Source organism: Actinoallomurus sp. NBC_01490, assembly GCF_036227085.1.
Lineage (GTDB): Bacteria > Actinomycetota > Actinomycetes > Streptosporangiales > Streptosporangiaceae > Actinoallomurus > Actinoallomurus oryzae.
Genome location: NZ_CP109433.1, coordinates 8,626,654 through 8,648,601 on the forward strand (window position 1 = coordinate 8,626,654; position 21,948 = coordinate 8,648,601).

21 protein-coding genes are annotated in these 21,948 nt (G+C 67.8%); 11 read left to right on the top strand and 10 right to left on the bottom strand.

Annotation, left to right across the window (positions count from 1 at the left end):
• Position 1: 1 nt before the first annotated feature.
• A complete protein-coding gene (locus tag OG417_RS39710) occupies positions 2 to 1,051 on the bottom strand; it encodes a cyclase family protein (protein ID WP_329240214.1) in 1,050 nt (349 codons plus the stop codon).
• A gap of 167 nt (positions 1,052 to 1,218) precedes the next feature.
• Between OG417_RS39710 and OG417_RS39715 the strand changes: the two genes are divergently transcribed.
• Genes OG417_RS39715 through OG417_RS39735 form a run of 5 tightly spaced genes read left to right on the top strand, consistent with a single transcriptional unit; the run spans position 1,219 to position 5,266 of the window.
• Entirely contained in the window at positions 1,219 to 2,394 is a 1,176-nt protein-coding gene (locus OG417_RS39715) for a lipid-transfer protein (protein ID WP_329240216.1), read from the top strand.
• Positions 2,394 to 2,852 carry a MaoC family dehydratase N-terminal domain-containing protein gene (locus OG417_RS39720; RefSeq protein ID WP_329240218.1) on the top strand — a complete coding sequence of 153 codons (459 nt, stop codon included), beginning with the start codon at positions 2,394 to 2,396 and terminating at the stop codon, positions 2,850 to 2,852. Before OG417_RS39715 ends, OG417_RS39720 begins: the two co-directional genes overlap by 1 nt.
• Positions 2,849 to 3,268 (top strand): MaoC/PaaZ C-terminal domain-containing protein, encoded by a 420-nt coding sequence (locus OG417_RS39725; RefSeq protein ID WP_329240220.1) that lies wholly within the window; start codon positions 2,849 to 2,851, stop codon positions 3,266 to 3,268. Before OG417_RS39720 ends, OG417_RS39725 begins: the two co-directional genes overlap by 4 nt.
• 14 nt (positions 3,269 to 3,282) lie before the next feature.
• Positions 3,283 to 4,113 carry an SDR family NAD(P)-dependent oxidoreductase gene (locus tag OG417_RS39730; protein WP_329240221.1) on the top strand — a complete coding sequence of 277 codons (831 nt, stop codon included), beginning with the start codon at positions 3,283 to 3,285 and terminating at the stop codon, positions 4,111 to 4,113.
• A gap of 7 nt (positions 4,114 to 4,120) precedes the next feature.
• On the top strand, positions 4,121 to 5,266 hold the full coding sequence (locus OG417_RS39735) for an acyl-CoA dehydrogenase family protein (RefSeq protein WP_329240222.1): 1,146 nt from the start codon (positions 4,121 to 4,123) through the stop codon (positions 5,264 to 5,266).
• Between the two features lie 103 nt (positions 5,267 to 5,369).
• Here OG417_RS39735 and OG417_RS39740 read toward each other — a convergent pair whose 3' ends face one another.
• The 3 genes from OG417_RS39740 to OG417_RS39750 form a co-directional block, all read right to left on the bottom strand.
• On the bottom strand, positions 5,370 to 6,917 hold the full coding sequence (locus OG417_RS39740; protein ID WP_329240224.1) for an acyl-CoA synthetase: 1,548 nt from the start codon (positions 6,915 to 6,917) through the stop codon (positions 5,370 to 5,372).
• A gap of 102 nt (positions 6,918 to 7,019) precedes the next feature.
• Positions 7,020 to 8,375 carry an alpha/beta hydrolase family protein gene (locus OG417_RS39745; RefSeq protein WP_329240225.1) on the bottom strand — a complete coding sequence of 452 codons (1,356 nt, stop codon included), beginning with the start codon at positions 8,373 to 8,375 and terminating at the stop codon, positions 7,020 to 7,022.
• 26 nt (positions 8,376 to 8,401) lie between these two features.
• Positions 8,402 to 9,235: an ABC transporter substrate-binding protein gene (locus OG417_RS39750; protein WP_329240226.1), complete on the bottom strand. Its 834-nt coding sequence runs from the start codon at positions 9,233 to 9,235 to the stop codon at positions 8,402 to 8,404.
• A gap of 193 nt (positions 9,236 to 9,428) precedes the next feature.
• Between OG417_RS39750 and OG417_RS39755 the strand changes: the two genes are divergently transcribed.
• The gene (locus OG417_RS39755; protein WP_329240227.1) at positions 9,429 to 11,237 is read left to right on the top strand and encodes a helix-turn-helix domain-containing protein; all 1,809 of its coding nucleotides are present in this window, start codon (positions 9,429 to 9,431) and stop codon (positions 11,235 to 11,237) included.
• Here OG417_RS39755 and OG417_RS39760 read toward each other — a convergent pair.
• Positions 11,152 to 12,021: an integrase core domain-containing protein gene (locus OG417_RS39760; protein WP_329240228.1), complete on the bottom strand. Its 870-nt coding sequence runs from the start codon at positions 12,019 to 12,021 to the stop codon at positions 11,152 to 11,154. The two genes, OG417_RS39755 and OG417_RS39760, sit on opposite strands and share 86 nt — an antisense overlap.
• Positions 12,018 to 12,140: a hypothetical protein gene (locus tag OG417_RS39765; protein WP_329240230.1), complete on the bottom strand. Its 123-nt coding sequence runs from the start codon at positions 12,138 to 12,140 to the stop codon at positions 12,018 to 12,020. The genes OG417_RS39760 and OG417_RS39765 overlap by 4 nt, the downstream gene beginning before the upstream one ends.
• A gap of 470 nt (positions 12,141 to 12,610) precedes the next feature.
• On the opposite strand from OG417_RS39765, the gene OG417_RS39770 reads away from it, so the two are divergent.
• On the top strand, positions 12,611 to 13,570 hold the full coding sequence (locus OG417_RS39770) for a zinc-binding alcohol dehydrogenase family protein (RefSeq protein ID WP_329240231.1): 960 nt from the start codon (positions 12,611 to 12,613) through the stop codon (positions 13,568 to 13,570).
• A 67-nt stretch (positions 13,571 to 13,637) separates the two neighbouring features.
• Positions 13,638 to 14,999 (top strand): carotenoid oxygenase family protein, encoded by a 1,362-nt coding sequence (locus OG417_RS39775; RefSeq protein ID WP_329240232.1) that lies wholly within the window; start codon positions 13,638 to 13,640, stop codon positions 14,997 to 14,999.
• 20 nt (positions 15,000 to 15,019) lie between these two features.
• Here the strand turns inward: OG417_RS39775 and OG417_RS39780 are convergent, their stop codons facing one another.
• From OG417_RS39780 to OG417_RS39795, 4 genes are all read right to left on the bottom strand, one after another.
• Positions 15,020 to 15,184, bottom strand: coding sequence for a hypothetical protein (locus tag OG417_RS39780; RefSeq protein WP_329240233.1), 165 nt, complete (start codon positions 15,182 to 15,184; stop codon positions 15,020 to 15,022).
• 851 nt (positions 15,185 to 16,035) lie between these two features.
• Complete coding sequence (locus tag OG417_RS39785) at positions 16,036 to 17,457, bottom strand: ISL3 family transposase (RefSeq protein WP_329240234.1); 1,422 nt, start codon at positions 17,455 to 17,457, stop codon at positions 16,036 to 16,038.
• A 128-nt stretch (positions 17,458 to 17,585) separates the two neighbouring features.
• Positions 17,586 to 17,717, bottom strand: a complete 132-nt coding sequence (locus tag OG417_RS39790; RefSeq protein WP_329240235.1) for an ATP-binding protein — start codon at positions 17,715 to 17,717, stop codon at positions 17,586 to 17,588.
• Positions 17,718 to 17,751: 34 nt separating this feature from the next.
• Entirely contained in the window at positions 17,752 to 18,387 is a 636-nt protein-coding gene (locus OG417_RS39795) for a TetR/AcrR family transcriptional regulator C-terminal domain-containing protein (protein WP_329240237.1), read from the bottom strand.
• 100 nt (positions 18,388 to 18,487) lie between these two features.
• On the opposite strand from OG417_RS39795, the gene OG417_RS39800 reads away from it, so the two are divergent.
• From OG417_RS39800 to OG417_RS39810, 3 genes are all read left to right on the top strand, one after another.
• Positions 18,488 to 19,438, top strand: a complete 951-nt coding sequence (locus OG417_RS39800; RefSeq protein WP_329240239.1) for an alpha/beta hydrolase — start codon at positions 18,488 to 18,490, stop codon at positions 19,436 to 19,438.
• Positions 19,439 to 19,926: 488 nt separating this feature from the next.
• Positions 19,927 to 20,964: an SAM-dependent methyltransferase gene (locus OG417_RS39805; RefSeq protein WP_329240241.1), complete on the top strand. Its 1,038-nt coding sequence runs from the start codon at positions 19,927 to 19,929 to the stop codon at positions 20,962 to 20,964.
• A 285-nt stretch (positions 20,965 to 21,249) separates the two neighbouring features.
• Positions 21,250 to 21,468 carry a hypothetical protein gene (locus tag OG417_RS39810; protein ID WP_329240242.1) on the top strand — a complete coding sequence of 73 codons (219 nt, stop codon included), beginning with the start codon at positions 21,250 to 21,252 and terminating at the stop codon, positions 21,466 to 21,468.
• Positions 21,469 to 21,948: the final 480 nt, after the last annotated feature.

Genomic DNA, 21,948 nt, shown 5'->3' on the forward strand with positions numbered 1-21,948 from the left:
ATCAGAAGATCGCAAGCGGGTTGATCGGCGAACCGACAGCACCCGTGATGGGCAGCGGTGGTGCGGTGAAGAAGAACTCGTAGCGACCCTCGTCGTGGCAAGCCTTGGACAGGGCCTCGAGATCGAAGATCTCACCGAAGGTCATGCCGGCGTTCACGAGCAGGATCAGGTGGAGCGGCTGGAACACGCCAGGTGTCTCGTTGGGCAGGACCTCAGCACCCCAGGTGTCGGTGGCCAGCGCGGAGATCTCGTGACCGGCGAACCAGTGTGCTGCCGACAGGCCGAGGCCCGGTGCCGGGCCGGAGTCATAGTCACCCCAAGCTCCGCGCGCTCGGACCTGGGCGATCTGACCTGTCCGTACGAGGACGATGTCTCCGGAACGGATCTCCACGTCTTGGGCTTCGGCGCACGCGGTCAACTCGCTGCTCCCGATCGAGTCGCCGGGGTCGAGCCAGTCGACGCCCCGGTACAGCGGGACGTCCAGCAGGACGCCTCGGCCGGCTACGGCATCTGCGATGTTCTCGATGCCGTTGATGAAGGCGCCCTTGCTGGTGACGTGCTCGAGACCGTGACCGTTGTACATCTGACCGCGGTAGAAGATGTGTGCGAGCGCGTCCCACTGCGTCCCGCACTGCAGGGGCATGGTGACGGCGTCGTCGGTGTATCGCAGCAGAGCGATGTCATCTTGGGCGCCCAAGGCGATGTCGCCGCCGTCCTGCAACATCGAATGGACCGGATTCGTCCGGCCGCCGAAGCCACCACTCTGAGGTCCGTCGCTGTGGAACGGCAGTCCGCACGAAACGATCCGACCGGTGCGGATCATGGTGGCGGCGTACACGAGGGCCTCAGGAGTGATGAAGTTGAGGGTTCCTCGCTGGTCGTCGTAACCCCACCTTCCCCAATTGCGGTAGCGCAGGCAGAGATCGTCGACGAGTGCGATCGACTCCTCTTCCGTCATCGTGCGGTCGATCCCCGCTGCCGCGCGAGGTTCCGTCTCGGTCATGTCAGGCCTCCTTCCGGACCTTGGCGGTTGAGATGTGCCGTCGGTCACCGGCCTCCAACATGACGCACCGAACCGGCGGGCACCTACGTTGCGGCCGCTACAAAAACCCTGCGATTGATGTCTGCGGCGACATAGTGCGGGCCAAACCACGGCTGCCACGATCGCAACGCTGCCGATTCGCAGCACCAGGACGTTTCGCTTCAGGAGTGGTGAGCGTGGGACGAGTACGCGTGGTCGGGGTCGGAATGGTCCCCTTCGTGACCCCGAGCAAGAGCGGCTCCTATGACGCGATGGCGACAGCGGCGGTGCGGAAGGCGCTGACCGATGCGGGCCTCGACCTCGAGCAGGTGCAGCAGGCTTACGCCGGTTTCGTCTACGGAGACTCGACCAGCGGCCAACGGGCCCTGTACGGCGTCGGGATGACCGGGATACCAGTCGTCAATGTCAACAACAACTGCTCGACCGGCTCGTCCGCCCTGTGGCTCGCCGCGCAGGCCGTGGGGAGTGGCAGCGTCGATTGCGCCCTCGCCTTCGGCTTCGAGCAGATGGAGCGCGGCGCCCTTGCCATGAAGTGGTCCGACCGGCCCAGCCCGTTCGTCGACTTCATGGAGGTCGCCCAGAAGCGCAACGGCCCGAGCGAGGCACCATTCGCCGCCCAGCTCTTCGGGGGCGCGGGTGCGGCCTACATGGAGGAGCACGGCACGTCCCCGGAGACCTTCGCCATGATCTCGGTGAAGGCCCGGAAGCACGCGGGGAACAACCCGTACGCGGTGTTCCGGGCCCCGACCACGGTGGAAGAGGTCCTCGCCTCTCCGCGGATCTTCGGACCCCTGACCCGTCTGCAATGCTGTCCGCCCACCTGTGGTGCCGCCGCCGCCGTCATCGCCAGTGAAGACTTCGCCCGACGCCACGGCCTGAAGGGTGACGTGGCGATCGCCGCCCAGGCCATGACCACCGACCAGCCGGACACCTTCGAGGACCCCAAGAATCTCGTCGGCTTCAGCATGGCTCAGCGCGCCGCGGACGAGGTCTACGAGAAGGCCGGCGTGGACCCGCGCGACCTGCGAGTCGTCGAGCTGCACGACTGCTTCACCGCCAACGAGTTGCTCAGCTACGAGGCGCTGCGCCTGACCGCTCCCGGTACTGCCGAGAAGTTCATCCGCGACGGTGACAACACCTACGGCGGTCGGGTGGTCACCAACCCGTCGGGCGGCCTTCTCTCCAAGGGCCATCCGCTGGGGGCGACGGGGCTGGCGCAGTGCGCTGAGCTGACCTGGCAGCTGCGCGGTGAAGCGGGAGCACGGCAGGTCGACGACGTCCGGCTCGCACTCCAGCACAACATCGGACTGGGCGGTGCGGCGGTCGTCACGCTCTACCAGAAGGTCGGCTGATGGCGATCGACCGAGCGCGGGCGCTCGCGATGAAGCTCCCGACCTATGACGTCCAGCTCGAGCGCGGCCGGCTGAGGTTCTTCGCCAAGGCCATCGGCGAGACGAACCCGGTCTACTCCGACCTCGACGCGGCGCGTCTCGCCGGCCACCGCGACCTGCCCGTGCCTCCGACCTTCTTCTTCAGCGTGAGCCTGGAAGCGGATGACCCGTTCCGCTACCTCACTGACGTCGGCATCGACCTCCGGCACGTGCTGCACGGCGAGCAGCACTTCGCGTACGGCGCCATGGCGTACGCCGGTGACACGCTCATCGTCGGCGAGCAGATCGTGGACGTGACGTCCAAGCGGGGTGGCGCCATGGAGCTCCTCACGAAGGAGACGACGTTCAGCCGCGAGGGCGAGCAGGTCGCCGTCGCCACCACCGTCATCGTCGTCCGCAACCCGGAGGTGACCGCGTGACCGAGACCCTGCCCCCTGCCGATCTCCAGGTCGGCACGACCCTGCCGCCGCTCGAGCTGCCGCCGATCTCGCGGACCACCCTCGCGCTGTTCGCGGGCGCCAGCGGGGACCACAACCCGATCCACGTCGACATCGACAACGCGCGCTCCGCGGGCTTCGACGACGTCTTCGCCCACGGCATGCTGAGCATGGCCTACCTCGGCCGGTTGCTCACGGGATGGGTCGCGCAGGACCGAATCCGCTCGCTTTCAACGCGATTCGCCTCCATCACGCCCGTCGGGGCCCGGCCCACCTGCACCGGAACAGTCGTGGCTGTCGACGACGACACCGCCACGCTCGATCTCGCGGTCACGCTCGCCGATGGCACCACCACCCTCACCGGCCGCGCGGTCATCGCGCTGCGCGCCGGCCACTGACAAGGAGCCCGCGCATGGGAACGCTCGACAAGAAGGTCGCACTCGTGACCGGATCCGGCCGCGGCATCGGCCGCGAGATCGCGCTCAAGCTGGCTTCGGAGGGCGCGAGGGTCGTGATCAACGACCTCGACGCCGAGCCGGCCGAACACACCGTCGCCGACGTCGAGGCGGCGGGCGGAGCCGCCGTAGCGTGCGTCGGCAGCGTCACCGACGACGGCTTCGCCCAGCGCTTCGTCGACGCCGCGGTCGACGCCTTCGGCGGCATCGACATCATCGTGAACAACGCCGGCTACACCTGGGACAGCGTCATCCAGAAGACTACGGACGAGCAGTGGGACGCCATTCTGGACGTGCACCTCAAGGCGCCGTTTCGCATCCTCCGCGCCGCCCAGCCGGTCATCTCGGCGGCCGTCAAGGACGCCCGTGCCGCCGGTCAGCCCATCCCGTGCCGCAAGGTCGTCAACATCTCGTCCGTCGCCGGCCTCGGCGGCAACGCCGGGCAAGCGAACTACGCGGCCGCCAAGGCCGGTGTGACCGGGCTGACCAAGACGCTTGCCAAGGAGTGGGGTCGGCTCAACGTCACCGTCAACACGGTGGCCTTCGGGTTCATCACGACGCGCCTCACGGAGACGCCCGCCGACGGGTCGGGCACCATCGAGGTCGAGGGCCGGGAGCTCAAGGTCGGTGTCAACCCGGACCTCCTTGACGCGCTGTCGAAGCAGATTCCCCTCGGCCGTCCCGGCACCCCGAAGGAGGCCGCCGGTTCGGTGTACCTCCTGTGCCTGCCGGAGTCGGACTACATCAGCGGACAGACGCTGGTGTGCGGCGGCGGCTTCCGACTCTGAACGCGCGATGAACCGGAACATCTTCGAGCCCGAGCACGAGACGTACCGGAAGAGCGTGCGAGCGTTCCTCGCGCGTGAGGTGGTGCCGTTCTATCCCGACTGGGAGCACGCCGGCATCGCGCCCCGCAGGCTCTTCACGCAGGTCGCCGAACTGGGCGCATTCGCCTCCGTCCCGGAGGAGTACGGCGGTGCCGGGAACCACGACTTCCGATTCAACGCCGTGCTCAACGAGGAGTCCGCGTACGCCGGCGTCTCGCCCGCCATGCTCGGTCCGGTGCTGCAGGCCGACATCTGCATGCCGTACCTGCTCGAGCTGACGACGCCGGCGCAGAAGGAGCGTTGGCTTCCCGGCGTGGCCGACGGCAGCACGGTGGTGGCGATCGCGATGACCGAGCCCGGCACCGGCTCGGACCTGTCCGGCATCCGAACCCGCGCGACGAGAGACGGCGACCATTACGTCGTCGACGGTGCGAAGACATTCATCACCAACGGGATCAACGCCGACCTCGTGATCACAGCGGTCCGCACCAGCGAGGACCCGCACCGCGGCCTCAGCCTTCTGGTGATCGAGCGGGGCACCCCCGGCTTCGAGCGGGGCCGCAACCTCGAGAAGCTCGGCATGCACGCCCAGGACACGGCCGAGCTGTCCTTCACCGGCGCCCGGGTGCCGGCGACGAACCTCCTGGGCGGGGAGGGGGCCGGCTTCTTCGGTCTGACCGGCAACCTCCCCCAAGAGCGGCTGTCGATCGCCGTGTCCGCGGTTGCCGGGTCGGTCGCTGCGCTGCGCCTGACGACGGACTACGTGCGCGAGCGTCAAGCGTTCGGTCGCGCGGTCGGCGACTTCCAGGCCACGCGCTTCCGGCTCGCCGACCTGGTCACCGAGGTGGAGATCACCGGAGCCTACGTCGACCGGTGCGTCCTAGAGCTCAACGCTGGTCGGCTGACGGCGGTGGACGCCGCCAAGGCCAAGCTGTGGGCGACCGAACTGCAGAGCCGGGTCGTGGACGCCTGCGTCCAGTTGCACGGAGGCTACGGTTACATGCTCGAGTACCCGATCGCCCGGGCGTACGCGGATTCACGCGTCCAGCGGATCTACGGCGGCACCAGCGAGATCATGCGAGAGATCATCGGACGGTCCCTCGAACTGGGCTGAGGGTGGTCGTGCCGAGCACAGGCCGACGACGAGCCCGCCCCGGACAATCCCCCTGGCCTCCGGGTGGGGCTCGTCGCCGCGATCGCCCGTGCTGTGGTTGCCGTCAGTGGGTCTGCTCAGCAACCTGACGGCAGTAGCTCTCGCGCAGCTCGCGCTTGAGGACCTTGCCGGCGCCCGACAGCGGCAGCGTCTGCACGAAATCGACGCTCCGTGGGCACTTGTACCCGGCGATACGGGTCTTGGCGTGCTCGCGGATCTCTTCGGAGGTGGCCTCGGCGCCCGGCTTGAGGACCACGACCGCATGCACGCGCTCGCCCCAAGCGGGATCCGGCACGCCGATCACGGCACATGCGGCCACGGCGGGGTGCTGGGCCACGGCGTTCTCCACTTCGGCGGAGTACACGTTCTCGCCACCGGTGACGATCATGTCCTTGATCCGGTCGACGATGTAGATGTAGCCCTCGTCGTCCATGTAGGCACCGTCGCCGGTGTGCATCCAGCCGTCGCGGACGGCAGCGCCAGTCTCTTCGGGCCTGTTCCAGTAGCCGAGCATCACGTTTCCGCCGCGGACGACCACCTCGCCCACTGTGCCCCGCGGAACCTCGGTCCCGGCCGGGTCGACGACACGCACCTCTACGCAGGGAGCGGCCCTCCCTGCGGCTCGCAACAGGTGCGGGCGCTCGTGGTCGGCGGGGCTCAGCAAGGTGGCGACCGGCGACAGCTCGGTCATGCCGTACCCCTGCGTGAACTGGGCGTTCGGCAGGACCTTCATCGCCCGCTCCAGCACTGGCTGGGGCATCGGTGAGGCGCCGTAGAACACTGCGCGAAAGCTGGTGAGGTCGTGCTCGGACAGCTCCGGGTGGTCGATCAATATCTGGACCATGGTCGGAACCAGCAACGCGTCGGTCACCGCGTGCTGCTCGATCGCCTTCATCACCGCGACCGGTTCGAACGACGGGATGAAGACGTGCCGGCCGCCGTGCAGGAGCTCGGCGTTCCAGGCCATCAGATCGGCGAGGTGGAACATCGGAGCTGCGTGCAGGTAGGTCCCGCGCGGCTGGAAGGCGAATCCGCCGGCGGCGATGCCGTACGCCGACGTGAGGAGGTTGGCGTGCGACAGCATCACGCCCTTCGGAAAGCCCGTGGTCCCACCGGTGTAGAACAATCCAGCGAGTTCGTCTCCACCCCGCCGCGCGTCGTCGACCGGATCGTTGGCGGCAATGAGCTCCTCGTAGGACAGGGCCCCCTCAGGGAGGGGACCGTCGCCCGTGTGGATGACGGTGGCCAGCCCGGGCCATGCTTCCTTGATGGCCGGAAGCATGCGTGAGAAGGCGTCGTCGACGAACAACACCCTGGTGGTGGAGTCCTTCAGGGAGTAGGCGATCTCCGCCGGGCTCCACCGGATGTTCACGGGGTTCAGCACCGCGTTGGCCCACGGCACTGCCAGGAGGTACTCGTGGTAGCGGTCGGAGTTCAGCCCGAGCATCGCGACCCGGTCGCCCTCGCGTACGCCGAGCTCGCGTATCGCACTGGCCAGCCTGGCCACCCGCTCGGCCACCTCCCGGTAGGTACGCCTTCTGCCGCCGCAGATCGTCATGGTGGCCTCGGGCGTCTGCTGCACCGACCGGTGCAGTCCCTGAGTCAGATACATCGTGTGTCCCTTTGTGCTGTGACCGAGTGGTTGACGGCCACTGATTCCGCGGGAGATCCCCGGATGCCTTGACCGACGGCCTGGGTCGTGGGCCGGCCCGTCTCAGATCGCCAGCGGCGTGCCTGCGGGCTGGGCCAGGAGCCTGTGGAGGCCGTCGTCGACCGGATCGCCGAAGACGCTCCGCATCACGCGCGTCAGGGCGGGGTGAAGGACCTTGCTGCCACGCCGGACGTTCTGATCAGCGCGGGCGGCATGGTCGCCCAGCACGTTCTCGAGCCAGGACATGGTGACCGCGGCGCCCTGCCGGATGCCGCCCATCTGGCAGTGCGTCGAGGCGCCTTCCTCGTCGGTGAAGACGTACGCCTCGCAGTAGCCGGGCACGTCAGCCAGGAAGGTCAGCTGCCGGTTGGTCCACTCGGCGGTGCCGTGACCCTCCTTGAACCGGGCCAGCTCCGATTCGCCGCAGATGTTCAGGAACGGTCGATCGAAGCGTTCGGCCAGGTCGAAGACGGTGTAGTCATTCCAGATGTCGAGAAAGCCCGACGGTCTGTCGAACCCGAGTGCCCACTGTCCGTGGTCGAAGGTCCACGCCGCACCGGGGTTCGTCTTGGCGACCTCACCGAACGCCGCGTCGAACGCATCACCCTTCAGCTCGGCCAACGACCGGGGCCACAACGAGGTCCACGGCTCAGCTATGGAGGGCATGAACGAATTCGCGACGCACGCCGCGATGCGCCGGTCGAAGGCGAAGGCCCGCGGGGCGAAGTAGCCGCCCAGGGAGTAGCCCACGAGTGCGATCCGCTCCGGGTCGACGTCCGGCAGCGTCTCGGCGAAGTCGATCGCCGCCGAAACCGGCCTCTCGTAGTCAGGGATCATGGTGAGCCCCGGGTTGTCGTACAGTGCGCCCCACTGGCCCGGGCCCTCGAACACCAAGCAGTTCCACCCGTGGTTCTGCGCCTCCAGCCCGATCCACAGGGCCACCTCCTCGGCGGTCGAGTCGAACCCGCCGATCGCCAGCAGCGTCGGGCGGTGCCCGGCTCCCGCGGAGAAGAAGTAACCCGGCAGGTCGGCATCACCGAACGGGATGTCCACCGTCCGAACCGGCGTCGAGTGGAGTTCCATCGCACGACGGAAGCAGTCCCTGCTGACCCGCCAGTGTTTCTCACGCCGAGGATCCGACGTCAAGGCGTAGAAGATGGAGGCACGGTAGAAGTTGCCGGCTCGCATGAACGCACGCGAGGCGTTTGGGGGGAACCCGTTCTCCGCGTAGGTGACGGCACGGTCGTGGATCCGCTTCGCGGCCTGACTGAATTCGCTCAGCCAGCTTTCCGTGTCGTCATCCTCGATCCGGTCCCCGACGGCGAGGGTCTCGCCCATCTCTGCAGCGGGCGAGCTGATCGTCCTGAAGAGCTCGTAGTTGAATCCGCCGACGCGGTCTTCCTTGAAGTTGATCTCCATCTTTCGGCCCTTTCTCGAGGCGCCAGTCACTGGTGGAACACGAGGGAAGCGAGGTTGACCGGCTTGTCGAGGAAGCCGTACTTCATCATGAGGGCGACCTGCTCCTGGGACGACTGAAGCTTCAGGTCGTTGCCGAACGCCGGCAGCCTGGAGGCTCGCAGGAGCTGTTCGGGGGCACCGGTCAGCGAGTGGACCGCTGCGACCGTGGCGTTCGGATCCGCCACAAGCAGGTCGTTGGCCTTCTTCAGCGCTGTCTGCATCTTGGCAACGATGTCCGGGTGCTCGGTGGCGAACTTGCCGCTGACGATCGTGTACCCCTGCACCGGCTGGGCCCCGAACGACTCCATCATGTTCGGAACGATCGCGGTGACCTCGTTCACCATCGTCTGAGCCAAGGGGTAGAGAACCTGACCGGCGTTCACTTGGCCAGAGCGCAGCGCTGCCGGCATGTCGGGCACCGGGACCAGGACGAACTTGACCTTGGAGGTGTCCACGCCGTGCTGCGTGAGCCAGTCGAGCAAGGCGGCGTGGTTGACGTTCTCCAGCTGGACCAGCCCGATCTTCTTTCCCTCGAGATCCTTCGGCCTGGTGATGCCACTGTCGCGCATCGAGGCGCCGACACCGATCCAGAGCTCCCTCTGCCTGATGTCGGTCAGGAAGGCGCTGAGGATCTGCGTGGCCGGCGGGAAGTCCCTCTGGGGCAGGAGCCCGACGTGTGAGGTGATCTCCCAGGCAAGGACGGCGACGACCACGACGCTCGCGGGCTCCGCCCAACGCAAGGCGTCGAGCAGTGCCCGCCCGCGGGCCCGCGCCGGCTCGCCACGCCGGCCACCAACGGCGGCCTGCGGCTCTGCACGCATGACCTTCAAGGGTCCCTCCAAGGCGCAACGGGGGTCGTGTTGAGCGGAACCGCTCCTCCGGTGGCAGCCGGGTCGATGCCGTTCCGGAGCCGGTGAAGCAGGTGTGACGAACGTCTCAACCTTCCTGCCGGCGCTGCAATGGTCGTCGTCCCATGGATTGCGCCCCGCTTATGTGACGGGCGACACTCAGCAGATGAACGCCAGGAGCGACTCAGAGTTGAAGAAGTGGGTCGAACAGGTCGGGTCGCTGACCGCGGCCGTCAACGCCGGCTACGACCTGAGGGCGCTGCTGGACCTGCTGGCGGCTACGGCCCGGGATCTGCTCGGGTTGGACGTGTGCGGTGTCATGGTTCCCTCCGCGAGCGGGCAGAGCCTGGACATCGTCGGCGTGAGCGGCCTCCCGGACGAGTACGTCGAACGCGTGAACGCGAGCCATCCCATCCGCATCGAGCCGGACACGACGTCTGGAGCGCCTGCGAGCAGGGCCTACCTGACCGGCGTGCCGTGCGGCGTGAGTGACGTCCACGAGGAACCGGAGTCGGGCTGGACGGCGACCGCCAAGGAGCAGGGCTATCGATCGATCCTGGCCGTACCCCTCACGACCTCGGCCGGCGTACTGGGCACGCTGAACAGCTATCGCAGCGTCGCGCACGAGTTCACCGCCGACGAGGTCGAGCAGATGAAGTTGTTCGCGGAGCATGCCGCGATCGCACTGACCTCGTGTCGGATCCGAGATGACCTCCGAGCGCAGCACGAGCTCATCTTCAGGTCGGAGGAGATCCACAACAAGCTGCTCGATGTGGCGGTGCGGTCCGGGGGGGTCAAGGGCATCGCCACGACACTGCGTGATCTCCTCAGCTGTGGCGTGGTCATCCGGGACGCGAACGGTGAGACGCTGGCCAGCTCGGACAGCGTTCCGCTCGCGTCCACTCGGAGCGCGGTTCCCGTCGCCCTCGTGCCCTCAGCGGCTGGTGCGGCGATGGCAGCGCCTCGACTGCTGGGCGAGCGTGATCTGGTGCACGATGACGGCCAGCACGTCATCGTGAGCGTGTTTCTCGATGGGTCGGTCGTCGCGACCGTGTGGCTTCTGGAGATGTCGGAGCGGCTGGACGCGCTCGGAGTTCGCGCCGCCGAGCACGCCTCTGTGGTCCTCTCGCTCGAGATGCTGCGACAGCGCACAGCGGCCCAAGCGGAGCAGGAGGTGCGCGGCGACTTGCTGGCGGACCTGATCGCCGGCGCCGACCCGGGCTCGCCGCAAGTTCACGAGCGAGCCACGCTGTTGGGCCACGACCTCGCACCGCCCCACCGGCTGCTGGTCGCGGCCGCGTGCAGGGCGCCGGGGAGCGCAGCGGCCCGCGCCGGTGTCATGTCAGTCGTGGACAAGGAACGAGCGATCCAGCGTGCCGCATCCGCGGCAGTCCGCATGAGCGCACACGTCCGGCCTCGCCCGTTGATCGCCGCGATACGTGGCCTGGTGGTGGCACTGTGGCCCGTCGACCTCGACCAACCCTCCGGCGAGGAGACGCTACGGCGCGCAGTCGTGGGGCACGCCGGCTCGAGTGCTCTCGTCGTGACATCGGAGCTGGAGGACGGCATCCCGGAGACGTATACGGCCGTGGTGGGCGCCCTGCGGCTCACCCTGGCGAGCGGCGCGACCGGCGGCATCGTGGCGCTCGACGATCTGGGGGCGGCCGGCCTCCTCCTGAGGTACGGGGAGCCGGCGCACCTCAAGCGCTATGCCGAACGGACTCTGGGCAGCGTCGCACGCTACGACTCCGACCACGGCACGGAGCTCTTGCGCACGTTGCGGACGTACCTGGACTGTGACCTCGACCGGTCTGCGACAGCGAAGCGGCTCACTTTGCACGTGAACACCGTGAGCCAGCGGCTCCGGCGAATCGAGGCGCTCAGCGGCCTCAATCTGCGGTCGCCACGCCAGACGATCGAGGCGAGAACGGCGCTGATGCTGATGGAGATCGTCGAGGGCGGCGCGACCTCCTGACCACCGCCTGCATGGGGCCACTGTCCGGTGGTCGCAGGTTCCTGCCCCGGTGCGGGCGAAGCCGGTTGAAGTGCGCGACGTATTCTTCCAGGACCGCCCGCAGATGCCGCGGTCCGGTGATCAGCATCCGGTCGGTGACCTCGGACCGGACGGTACGCACCCAGCGTTCGGCACAGGCGTTCGCCTGCGGGCTGCGCGGCGGGATCTTCACCACCTCGATCCCGGCGCCGGCCAGCACCGCGTCAAACGCCTCGGTGAACTGCCCGGCCCTGTCCCGGATCAGGAACCGGAACCGGGCGGCGCACTCCCCCAGGTCCATCAGCAGATCCCGTGCCTGCTGCACCGTCCACGCCCCGTCGGGGTGTGCGGTCACGCCCAGAACGCGGACGTGGCGGGTGCCGACCTCGATCACGAAGAACACCTTGATCCGACGCAAGGTCACCGCGCAGTCGACGTGGAAGAAATCGCAGGCCAGCATCGTGGCGGCCTGGGCACGCGGGAACTGCCGCCACGCCGAGCGGCTGCGCCGTGGCGTGGGCGGGATCCGAAACCGCCTCAGTACCCGCCGCACCGTGGATGCACCGACCCGGTACCCGAGGCCGAGCAACTCACCCTGGATCCGCTTGTAGCCCCAGCCCGGGTTCTCCCGCGCCATCTGCTCGATCAGCGCCGCGAGCCTGGCGTCGACCGGCGGCCGCCCTCGCTTGGGAGGATAGGTCCAGTGCCAGCGGACCAGCCGCCGGTGCCACCGCAGCAACGTGTCCGGCGTCACGAGCCGACTCATCCGCGCCGATCTGGGAGCAGCCAGGCCAGAGCGGCGAGCACCAGCCGATCCGCCCAGTCCAGCCTCGGCCGAGGGTTCTGCCGCCGCAGCACGGCGAGTTCCTGACGCAGCACCAGCAACTCGGCATCCTTGGAAGCTGCCGAGCGCGCCGGCAGCGCCATCCAGCTGACCAGGCGCACGAAGATCAGTTAGAACATCCGTACTGTCACAAGCCCGCGATACTGCCGGCCCTCGACCACCACCGCAGGAAAACCCGCAGGTCAACCGCCTACGCCCATTTTGGAACCCACAGGGCCGACCATCTCGGCATTGGGTGGTCCATCAGCATCCGTAGCGCCCGCGACATTGCCGCCATAGGCATGCCGAAGTCGATGCCGTCGTCGCGGAGGTGTCCGGCGGCCTTGACCGGTTCGGCGCCTTCACCCAGCCGCTCATCGCGCTCGGCGAGCGAGCCAGGACTCCTTCGCCTTCACCATCTCGGGATCGGAAATGCGCGTGCCGCTGAGGATGCGCGCCCCGTCTCGGTTGACACCTGAACAAAGTTCAGGCACAGTGAGAGCACCAAATGAACTTAGTTCAGGAGCGTGCAATGCGTGCTGTAGTCGTCAACACTCCGGAAGCGACGCCCGTCTGCGCGGACTTCCCCGATCCGAAACAGCGGCCGGGCCGGGAGCCGCTGCGACTCGTGGGCGCGGGTCTGCACCATGTCGTCCGCGGGCTGGTCTCCGGCCGCCACTACGGCAGCGACCAGGCGTATCCGCTCGTACCGGGAGTCGACGCGGTGGCTCGGACCGATGACGGGCGGCTGGTCTACACGGGCCTTGCTCAGTCGCCGTGGGGCACGATGGCCGAATGGCTGGTCACCCCGTTCGAGGTGGAGCTGCCCGCCGGGGTCGATCCGCTCGCGGTCGCCGCCGGCATGAACCCCGCCATGTCGGGCTGGATGCCGCTGACCGCCCGGCGCAAGGAGGTGGGCGAGCTGGGCACCGTGCTGGTGCTCGGGGCGACCGGCATGTCGGGCAGCCTGGCCGTACGGGCGGCGCTGTCCCTCGGCGCGCAACGGGTCATCGCGGCCGGACGTGACCACGAGGCACTGGAGCGGCTGCGCGGCCTCGGCGCCGTCACCGTTCCGCTCGCGGGCGCCACGCCCGACGCCTGGGTGGCCGCCCTCGGCGCGGCCGTTGCCGAGGCGCAGCCCGCGCTCGTGCTCGACTTCGTGTGGGGCCCCGTTGCCGAGGCCGCCTTCGCCGCGCTGGGAAGGGCCGGCGTGGAGGACGACAGCGCCGCGGTCGACTACGTGCAGATCGGCTCGCTCGCCGGTACCGAGGCGGTGCTGCCCGCGGCGTTGCTGCGCAGCCGAAAAATCCGGATCAGCGGTAGTGGCATGGGCTCGGTCTCGAAGGCGCAGATGATCGCCGAGTTTCCCGAGGTCATCGCCCGGTTCGCCGACGGAACGTTCGAGGCGCCGTACACCGTCTACCCGCTCAGCCGCGTCGGCGAGGCATGGGCGTACCAGGGTCGCACCCGGGCCGTCATCGTCCCGGACTGACCGGACCCGCCTCGAGGAGAACGGCATCGTGCGGACCACGACAAGAGACAGGCGAAAGGGAAACGACATGACCACCACCCCGTTCACCGGCGGCTTCACCCCCGTCACCGAGGAGATCACGGCCTTCGACCTGGAGGTCACCGGTCGTATTCCGGCCGAGCTGACCGGCCGCTATCTGCGTAACGGCCCCAACCCGCTCGGCCTCGACGACCCGACCGCCGGCCACCTGCTCACCGGCGAAGGCATGGTGCACGGCCTGCGGCTGCGCGACGGCCGCGCCGAGTGGTACCGCAACCGGTGGGTGCGCAGCGCGGCCGTCGCGCGGCGGCTCGGTGAGAAACCGCGTTCCGGGCCGGTGCACGCCGGCATGGACTTCCCCCCCAACACCCATGTGATCGGGCTGGCCGGGCGCACCTTCGCGACGCAGGAAGGGGGAGCGCGCCCGTACGAGCTGAGCTACGAGCTCGACACGATCGGCCCGTGCGACTTCGGCGGCGCACTGCCCGGGGGGTACACCGGCCACGCCCACCTCGACCCGGTCAGCGGCGAGCTGCACGCGATCGCGAACTTCTGGGGCTGGGACCATCACCAGCACATCGTCATCGACCCCAAGGGCGTGGTGACGCAGGTGACGAACATCCCGGTCCCCGACGGGCCGATGGTGCACGATTTCGCGCTCACCGAGCGGTACGTGGTGATCTATGACCTGCCGGTGACGTTCAGCATGGCGCACGCGCAGAAGGGCTCGCCGCTGCCGGTCGCGTGGAACGAGGCACATACGCCGCGGCTCGGCCTTCTGTCGCGCAGCACCGGCGAAGTGCGCTGGTTCGAGGTGGAGCCGTGCTGGGTGTTCCACACGCTCAACGCCTACGAGGACGGCGACGAGGTGGTCGTGGATGTGGTGCGCTACCCCAAGCGGTTCGTGGAGGGCCGACTGGACCTCGGGGGCACGCCCACGCTCGACCGCTGGCGCGTTGACTTGCGTACCGGCCGCGTCGCGCAGACCCGGCTGGACGACCGGGCGCAGGAGTTCCCGCGCATGGACGAGCGCCGCACCGGCCGACCGTACCGCTACGGCTACACCACCGCCACCCTCGACGTGGAAAACGTCTTCTACCCCGGCGACACCCAGTTGGAGGACATGCCCGACGAGGCGTTCGACAACACCTTGATCAAGCACGACCTTGAGCGCGGCACGCACGAGACCCGGCGGATGGGACGCAAGGCGTACGTGGGCGAACCGCTCTTCATCGCCGCCGGCGAAAAGGAGGACGACGGCTACGTGTTCTCCTACGTCAACAACGCCGACCGGGGAGCGGCTGACCTGGTGATCCTCTCCGCGCAGGACTTCACCGGCGAGCCCCTCGCCACCGTGCACCTGCCCGTCCGCATCCCGCTCGGCTTCCACGGAAGCTGGATCACCGACTGAACCGGAACGCTGTGAGCTGGTCACGTGTGTTCGAGGAGGCGGGTCGCCTGCACGAAGGTGACCCGGCCGAACCTGTGGCCGGCGTGCGCGACCTCCCGGGCGTCGCCGAACCCGGCCTGGCTAGCGGGGAGTACGGAGGACGGCATCGTGCGGAAGCGCGCATTGGCCGTCGGACTGGGGATCACGGGTATGTCCGCGGCGATCGGGCTCCGGCAGGCCGGATGGACACCAGTGCTCGTCGGGCTCCGGAGCGTCGAAAGGGTGGCTACTTCGTCGGCCTGATGGCGGAGGGCAGGCAGGCGGCCATCGACCTCGGTATCGCCGGCCACCTGCACACCCCCCAATCCGCCCGATGGCGGGAAGACGTGGTCGCTGACCCGGCGTGGGAACCGTGAGCCGGGCCTGGGATTCCTGCACCAGCCGGGCAATCCCGCAGCGGTGGTCCGCGGTGACATCGAAGCCGCGCTCTGGCAGAGCACCTGCGGGGACGAGGCGGATGGCGAGCGTATCGACGTGCGGTTCGCACGACGCCCGTCGAGATCGGCGACATCGGCAGCGACGTGCAGGTGCTGCTCGAGGATGCCGGTGCTGGCGCGCAGTACCGTGAGAGCTTCGACCTGGTCGTCGGCGCCGACGGGTTGCGGTCGAGCGTGCGTCGTATGGTCTTCGGCCCGCCCGAGGACTACATACGACGTGGGACGCGATGATCTGTGCATTTCAGCTCGAGGAACACGTGCCGTCCTTCGCTGTGGCGGACAGCATCATCAGTGCCCGTGCGGGCCGCCTGTTCGACTCGGTGCACCAGGTGAAGATGCCTCGGTGGAGCAACGGACGGGTCGTCCTCCCAGGCGATGCAGCGTGGTGTCCGAACCTCTACTCAGGGATGAGCGCCACATCCGCCCTCCTAGGTGGCGCCGAGCTCGGCAGGACGCTGCGCGAGGCGCCAGACGACCTCGACGCCGCACTGACCGCCTGGGGAGATGTCAACGACGCGCGAATGTGGGCTCTGGCACGGATTCCGTGAAGCGAACCCTTCTCAGTCGGCGAGCAGGATGCGTTTGCGCAGCAGGTCGGGGTTGGCGCGGCCATACATCTGCCGTTTGATCATCTTGATGCGGTTGACCTGGCCTTCGACCTTCCCGGAGCTGTAGGGCAGGGTCAGGCCGGCGCGGGCGGCGTCCAGGTCGCGGCGTAGCCCGGTGACGAAAGAGCGCAGTTCGGGCAGGTCGCTGAATTCGACCGCGCTCATCCAGCGTTCGAGCTGGTCGCCGTGCAGGTGGAGCATCATGTGAGCGAATCCGCGAACGTGTTCTCGGACGCTGGCCGGCGCTGGGCTGGCGGCGGTGAGTGTCTCGAGTTGCTGTCGCTCATCGGGTTGGAGATTGTCCGGGTGGCGCAGGATCCAGCCGGTGACCTGCCGGACGGTCGGTGGTGTCGGTGGCGGCTCGAGAGGGACGGCGGTGCTGCGCCAGGGCCGGACATATCGGCGGACGGTGGTGCGGCCCAGTCCGAGTTCCCGGGCGATCTGCCTGATCTGGCGCCCCTGGGCGAGCAGGTCGTGGATGGCGGTGTGCCGTTGCCGGGTGCGCTCGGCCAGGCGTCCTTCTCGCGGCTTCGGATCGCTGTCAGGCTGTGGATCGCGGGGCGGGGCGGGGTCGATCTGCGTCGTCGTCTGAGGAAGTTCGCGCAGGTGGTGGCGGTGTTTGGTCACGGTTCGTTCGACGGCTTCACCGAGGTTTCGCCACATATGCCAGCGGTCGGCGACTTGGATGGCATCTGGTGCCCCGCGCGTGGTGCCTTCGGCGTAGCGGCCGGCCCGGTCCCGGCAGACGACTTCGATGCCCGGGTGGCCCTGCAGCCAGGCGGCCAGGGACTCGGCAGACCGTTCGGCCAGCACGTCGATCGGCCGGCTGGTGGCCATGTCGATCAAGACGGTTCCGTATCGGTGGCCGCGGCGAAGCGCGAAGTCATCCACGCCCAGGACCTGCGGCCTGGAATCAGCGGCGGCGTCGGGCAGTGACGGGATCATCCTGATCAGCGTCATCCGGCTCACCGCTGCCGCCAGCCGGTGCGTCAGCCGGGCCCCGGCCCGTGCGCCCAGCGCCAGCGCGATCGCCCGCAGGCACTCGCCCAACCCGATGCTGCGCCGGCCATAACGGACGGTCAGGCCCGGCACCTGCTCGGCGAAGGTCTTCTTGGCGCACACCTCGTTGCGGCAGAGGAACCGCAGAACCTGCAGGTGAATCACCGTCTCCTGACCAGCGATCGCCTGGTCCGACAACCGGCGCTCGTACCGGCTATGAACCCGCCCCGACAAGACCCCACACGACGGACACACCGCCTGCGACGTGCGCGTCCTCGCCTGGATCCGCACCGACCTGCCCGCACGGAACACCCGATCGATACACAAGCACGCCAGGTGCGGGAACAAGACCGCCAGCAACTCCGAGATCGCCACCGACCATGATCACCAAGCCCGACGGAGCCACCGGGCCAAGATCACGGAATCCGTGCCAGAGCCCGAATTCTGACCCCTCGGCGACGCCTGAAAGGTGACCCCCTGGTCGTGTTGTTGGCGGTGGGTTGTTACTGATGGTCGTTGCTGGTCTGGGCTGCGGAGACGCGGCCCAGGTCGCGGTTTTTGAGGCGGTAGCTGTCTCCTTTCAGGCTGATGACCTCGGCGTGGTGGACGAGGCGGTCGATCATGGCGGCGGCCACGACCTCGTCGACGGCCTGGCGACCTGGCCGGCCGTCAGCGCAACCGGGCCGCGAGCCCGTCGAGGACGATGCCGAGCTGCCGTTCGAACCGTGGGTCGCCGTCGTCGCGGAGGTGCCCGGCGGCCTTGACCAGATCGGCACCTTCACCCAGCCACTCATCGCGCTCGGCGAGCGAGTACCGGGCCGGGTCGGCGTCGGCCGGCTGGCCGCGCTCCTGCTCCTCGATGACGAAGCCGACGACGAACGCGGTGACCAGGTCCAGGGTGTCGTCCGCATCCGCCAGTGAGAACCCGGCCGCGGTCAAGCGCGCGAGCCAGGATTCCTTCGCCTTCACCACGTCCGGGTCGGAGAAGCGCGTGCCGCTGAAGATGCGCGCGCCGTCCCGGTGGCGCAGATACTCCGCACGCAGGACGCGGGCGTAGGCGGCGACGTCGTCACGCCATTCGGCGCCGGGAGCGATCGCCGAGAGGGCGTCGGTGACGCGGCGCATGACGAACGTGCTCATCTCGTCGAGCAGTTCCTGCTTGTTGCGGACGTGCCAGTACAGCGCGGGGGCCCCCACGTCGAGCCGGGAAGCGAGCGCACGGACGGTGAGAGCGTCCATGCCCTTCTCGTTGAGCAGCTCGAGTGCCGTCGCCACGATTCGCTCCCGCGTGATGCCCTTCGCCACGCTTGACACCTTAACAAAGTTCAGGCACGGTAGGTAACACCAAAATCGAACTTTGTTCAGGGGCTTGTCGGAGCGCCGTTTCATCACCAGGAGTTCTTCGATGCCGTTCAAAGAATCAGCCGTCGCCTGGCGGCCCGCGCTGCTCGCCCGCTTCTTCCAGGCGGCCTTCCCGGTCCTGAGCCGGCTCCTGCTCGAATCGCCGAAGCTGCAATTCGCCACGAAACCCGTTGCCGTACCGGCACGGATCACGATCCCGACCCGGCACGGCGACATCCCCGCCCTGCTGTATTCGCCGGTTCCCGCGGACATCGAGGCGGAGCGGTCCGTAGGGCGACGTCCTCCGGTTCACCTGCTCCTCCACGGCGGGGCGTTCGCGGTGCGCCGTCCGGAGCAGGAGGACAACGTCGCCAGGTACCTGGCCAGTGAAGTGGGCTGCTACGTCGTCCTTCCCGATTACGACGTGAGCCCACAGGTCCGGTTTCCCGTCGCCGAACAGGAGTGTTACGACACCTATTTGTGGATCCTCGAACAGGCCGGAACGTGGGGCTGGGACGAGAACCGGGTATCGGCCGGCGGGGCCAGTGCGGGCGCGAAGCTCGCGTTGAGCGTGATCGTCCAGGCGCTGCAGAACGGAAGGCCCACGCCGGTGGCGACCAGCCTGGAGTACGGGGCGTCGGACCTCTCCCTGCCCGACGAGAGCCGCACTTCCCCGCGGAAGATTCCGGTCATCGGCCCCTGGATGCTGCGAATGATCCGCGAAACCTACCTCGTCGGCGCCGACCTGACCGATCCGGTCGTGTCACCAGCCATGTACCCGAACCCGGGAGACTTTCCGCCGTTGCTCATCCTCACCGGCGGCCTCGACACCCTCCGCCACGACATGCGCGCGTTCGCCGAGAAAGCGCGCGCGAACGGCGCCGAGGTCACCTACCACGAGTTCGCCGGCTCCGACCACGGTTTCACCCACTTCAAGCCTGTGGAGACGGCCCGGACGGCCATCACGATGGTCGGCGACCACCTCCGCGCCGCCTACGACGCACCCGATCGATAGAGTCGGCACCCTGTACACGAACAGCGGACACTACATCTACGTCGACCAGCCCGACCTCGCCGTCAAAACCATCCAGCGCGTCACCTCCGAAGCCGCCCGCCGAGTCTGAGTGATCACGACGCCCATACCGAGAAACGACGACAACGGCGGCGTGGGCATCAGGCTTCCACCCCGACCCCATGACCACCTCAACCGATGCGCGCTGGCCCCCTCAATAATCCCCGAGCCTGAGAGCCTGTTGACAAAGGTTGAGGTTTTCCTGAGGCGTGAACAGCGCCTGGAATATTGAACGCCAGGTGCAGGCGAACCGGACAAAGGCCCCGGAGCCAGCGCCCCACCTGGTCCGCAGGGTGTTGATTATCACGGTTATCGCCGTGGTCGACCAGGCATGTGACTTCGCTGATTAACGTGGCCGGGGTGCCCGTAATTAAATAAAAAGACTAGATCACCGGGTGCCTTCGGCATCCTCGACGCCCTAGGGAGCGGCAGTGAACAAGAACATTGAACAGTCCGAGGGTCTTGAGCGGCTACAGGCTGCGTTGGCGGCACGATCTGTGATGAGGAGCTGGGCCGAGGGCGCGGAACTCATCGAGCTCGTCCAAGCGGCCTACCACGCGGGCTGGCTCGACCAACTGCGAGGCGACACGACCGCCGAGGAACTGGCTACCCTTAACGGTGTCTCGGTTGAGCAGGTCTCGAACGTGTTGACGGTACTCACTTCGGCCGGCGTGGTGCAGGCCAAGGCAGCCTCGTTTTGTCTGAGCACGACATTCGACGCCCTCGTTTCCGGTGTTTCCGGCTTCGACATGACCGTACCGCTCGACGCTGTGAATCTGGCGCGCGGCCAGGCCGGGCAGGCAGTCCAGCCGACTGATCGCCGACGTGGTCTCGATGGCGAGCAGGCGCTGGTGCTCGCTCGCGACTGGGGAGTGCGGCCCACCATCGGGGCGCAGCAGTTGTACGGGCTGATCTACCAGGCGCTACCGGAATACCGGGACCGGCTCGAACAGGGCGGTCCCCTACTCGACGTCGGCAGTGGAGTCGGAGGTGCTCTGCTCACGACGCTGACCTTGTTCGACAAACTTCACGCTGTCGGAGTCGAGATCGTTCCCGAGATCGCCGCCGAGACCCGCCGCCGCGCGCAGGACGCCGGCGTCGCCGACCGCCTCGAGGTCCGCGCCATTGATGCGCGTGCCCTGGACGAGGAGTCAGCCTTCACCGTTTCCTACTGGGCCCAACCCTTCTTCTCCACCAGCGCTCGCGCAGCCACCATCGCTACGATCTTCCGTGCCCTGCAACCCGGCGGCCTGCTTTTGATGCAGGAGCTTTTCCCGCCGCTGGCCACACAGGACGAGCCCTCCATCCGTGCCCAGCTCGATCAGCTCTTCTACCGACAGCAGAACGCCTCCTACGGACTCTCCGCCGAAACCCTCGCCACTGAAACGGGTGAGGCTGGGTTCCAGGACACCCAGATCGTCACCAGCCCGCTGGGACGGCTCGTCCTCGCACGCAAACCCGGCCACTGACCCGAGCGCCTGTACTGGCCGCCCCCTCTGTGTCAGGTGAAGTGGGACACAAGGGGATGAAGTTCCCTAACTGACATGAGCAGGGCGAGAACGAATACCGAGCAGAGTGACGATGACCAGCCAGGACCTCCCTTCCGGCGCCGGGCCGCGGGCCGATCGGCCCAAGCGGCGGACGTTCACCGGCGCCTACAAGCTGCGGATGGTCGAGGAGTACGACGCGGCCGAGCATGGTGAGAAAGGTGCGTTGCTGCGCCGTGAAGGGCTTTATGAATCCAGCATCCAACTGTGGCGCCGGCAGCGAGACGCCGCCCGGCCGCCGAGAAGGAGAAAACGCCGGAGCAGGCCGAGCTGGAGCAGTTGCGCGAGGAAAAGGCGCGGCTGGAGCGGCAGAACGCCGCGATGAGCAAGAAGCTGGCCCAGACCGAGGCCGCGCTGGACATCATGGGAAAAGGTATCGCGCTCTTGGAGATGATGTCCGAGGGCGCGGACACCGAGAACTCGTGACCCGCTGCCGGGATGAAACCCTTTCCCTGCTGGTCGAGCATCTACCGATTCGCACCTCCTGCGTATTGTCGGGTGTGCCGCGCGGCAGTTTCTACCGACGGCGGAAGGTAGTGCCTGAAAGAAGCGAGCCGGCGGTGCGGCCGGCGCCTCCGAACGCGCTGAGCGAGACCGAACGGAGGGAATGCCTCCGCCCTCACCGATCAAGTGGTGTTCGGAGTCCGACCGTGCACGGCCTACCGGGCTCGGACCGGTTTTTGGGCCGCCCTTCATCGCCCGCACATGCGAGCTGTCGATCACCGCCTTGGACCAATCCAGTCCCGTCGGGCCGACGGGACGGAAACACGTTTGCGCAGGTCAACGATGTTCTCGGATCCTTGATCGCACTGGTCTTACAAACCAGGAGTCGCTGGTTCCGAATCCAGCTGTGCCCGCCCCTTGATCGGCATGCGAAACGGCGCCTGAACTGCGGATACGCGGTCA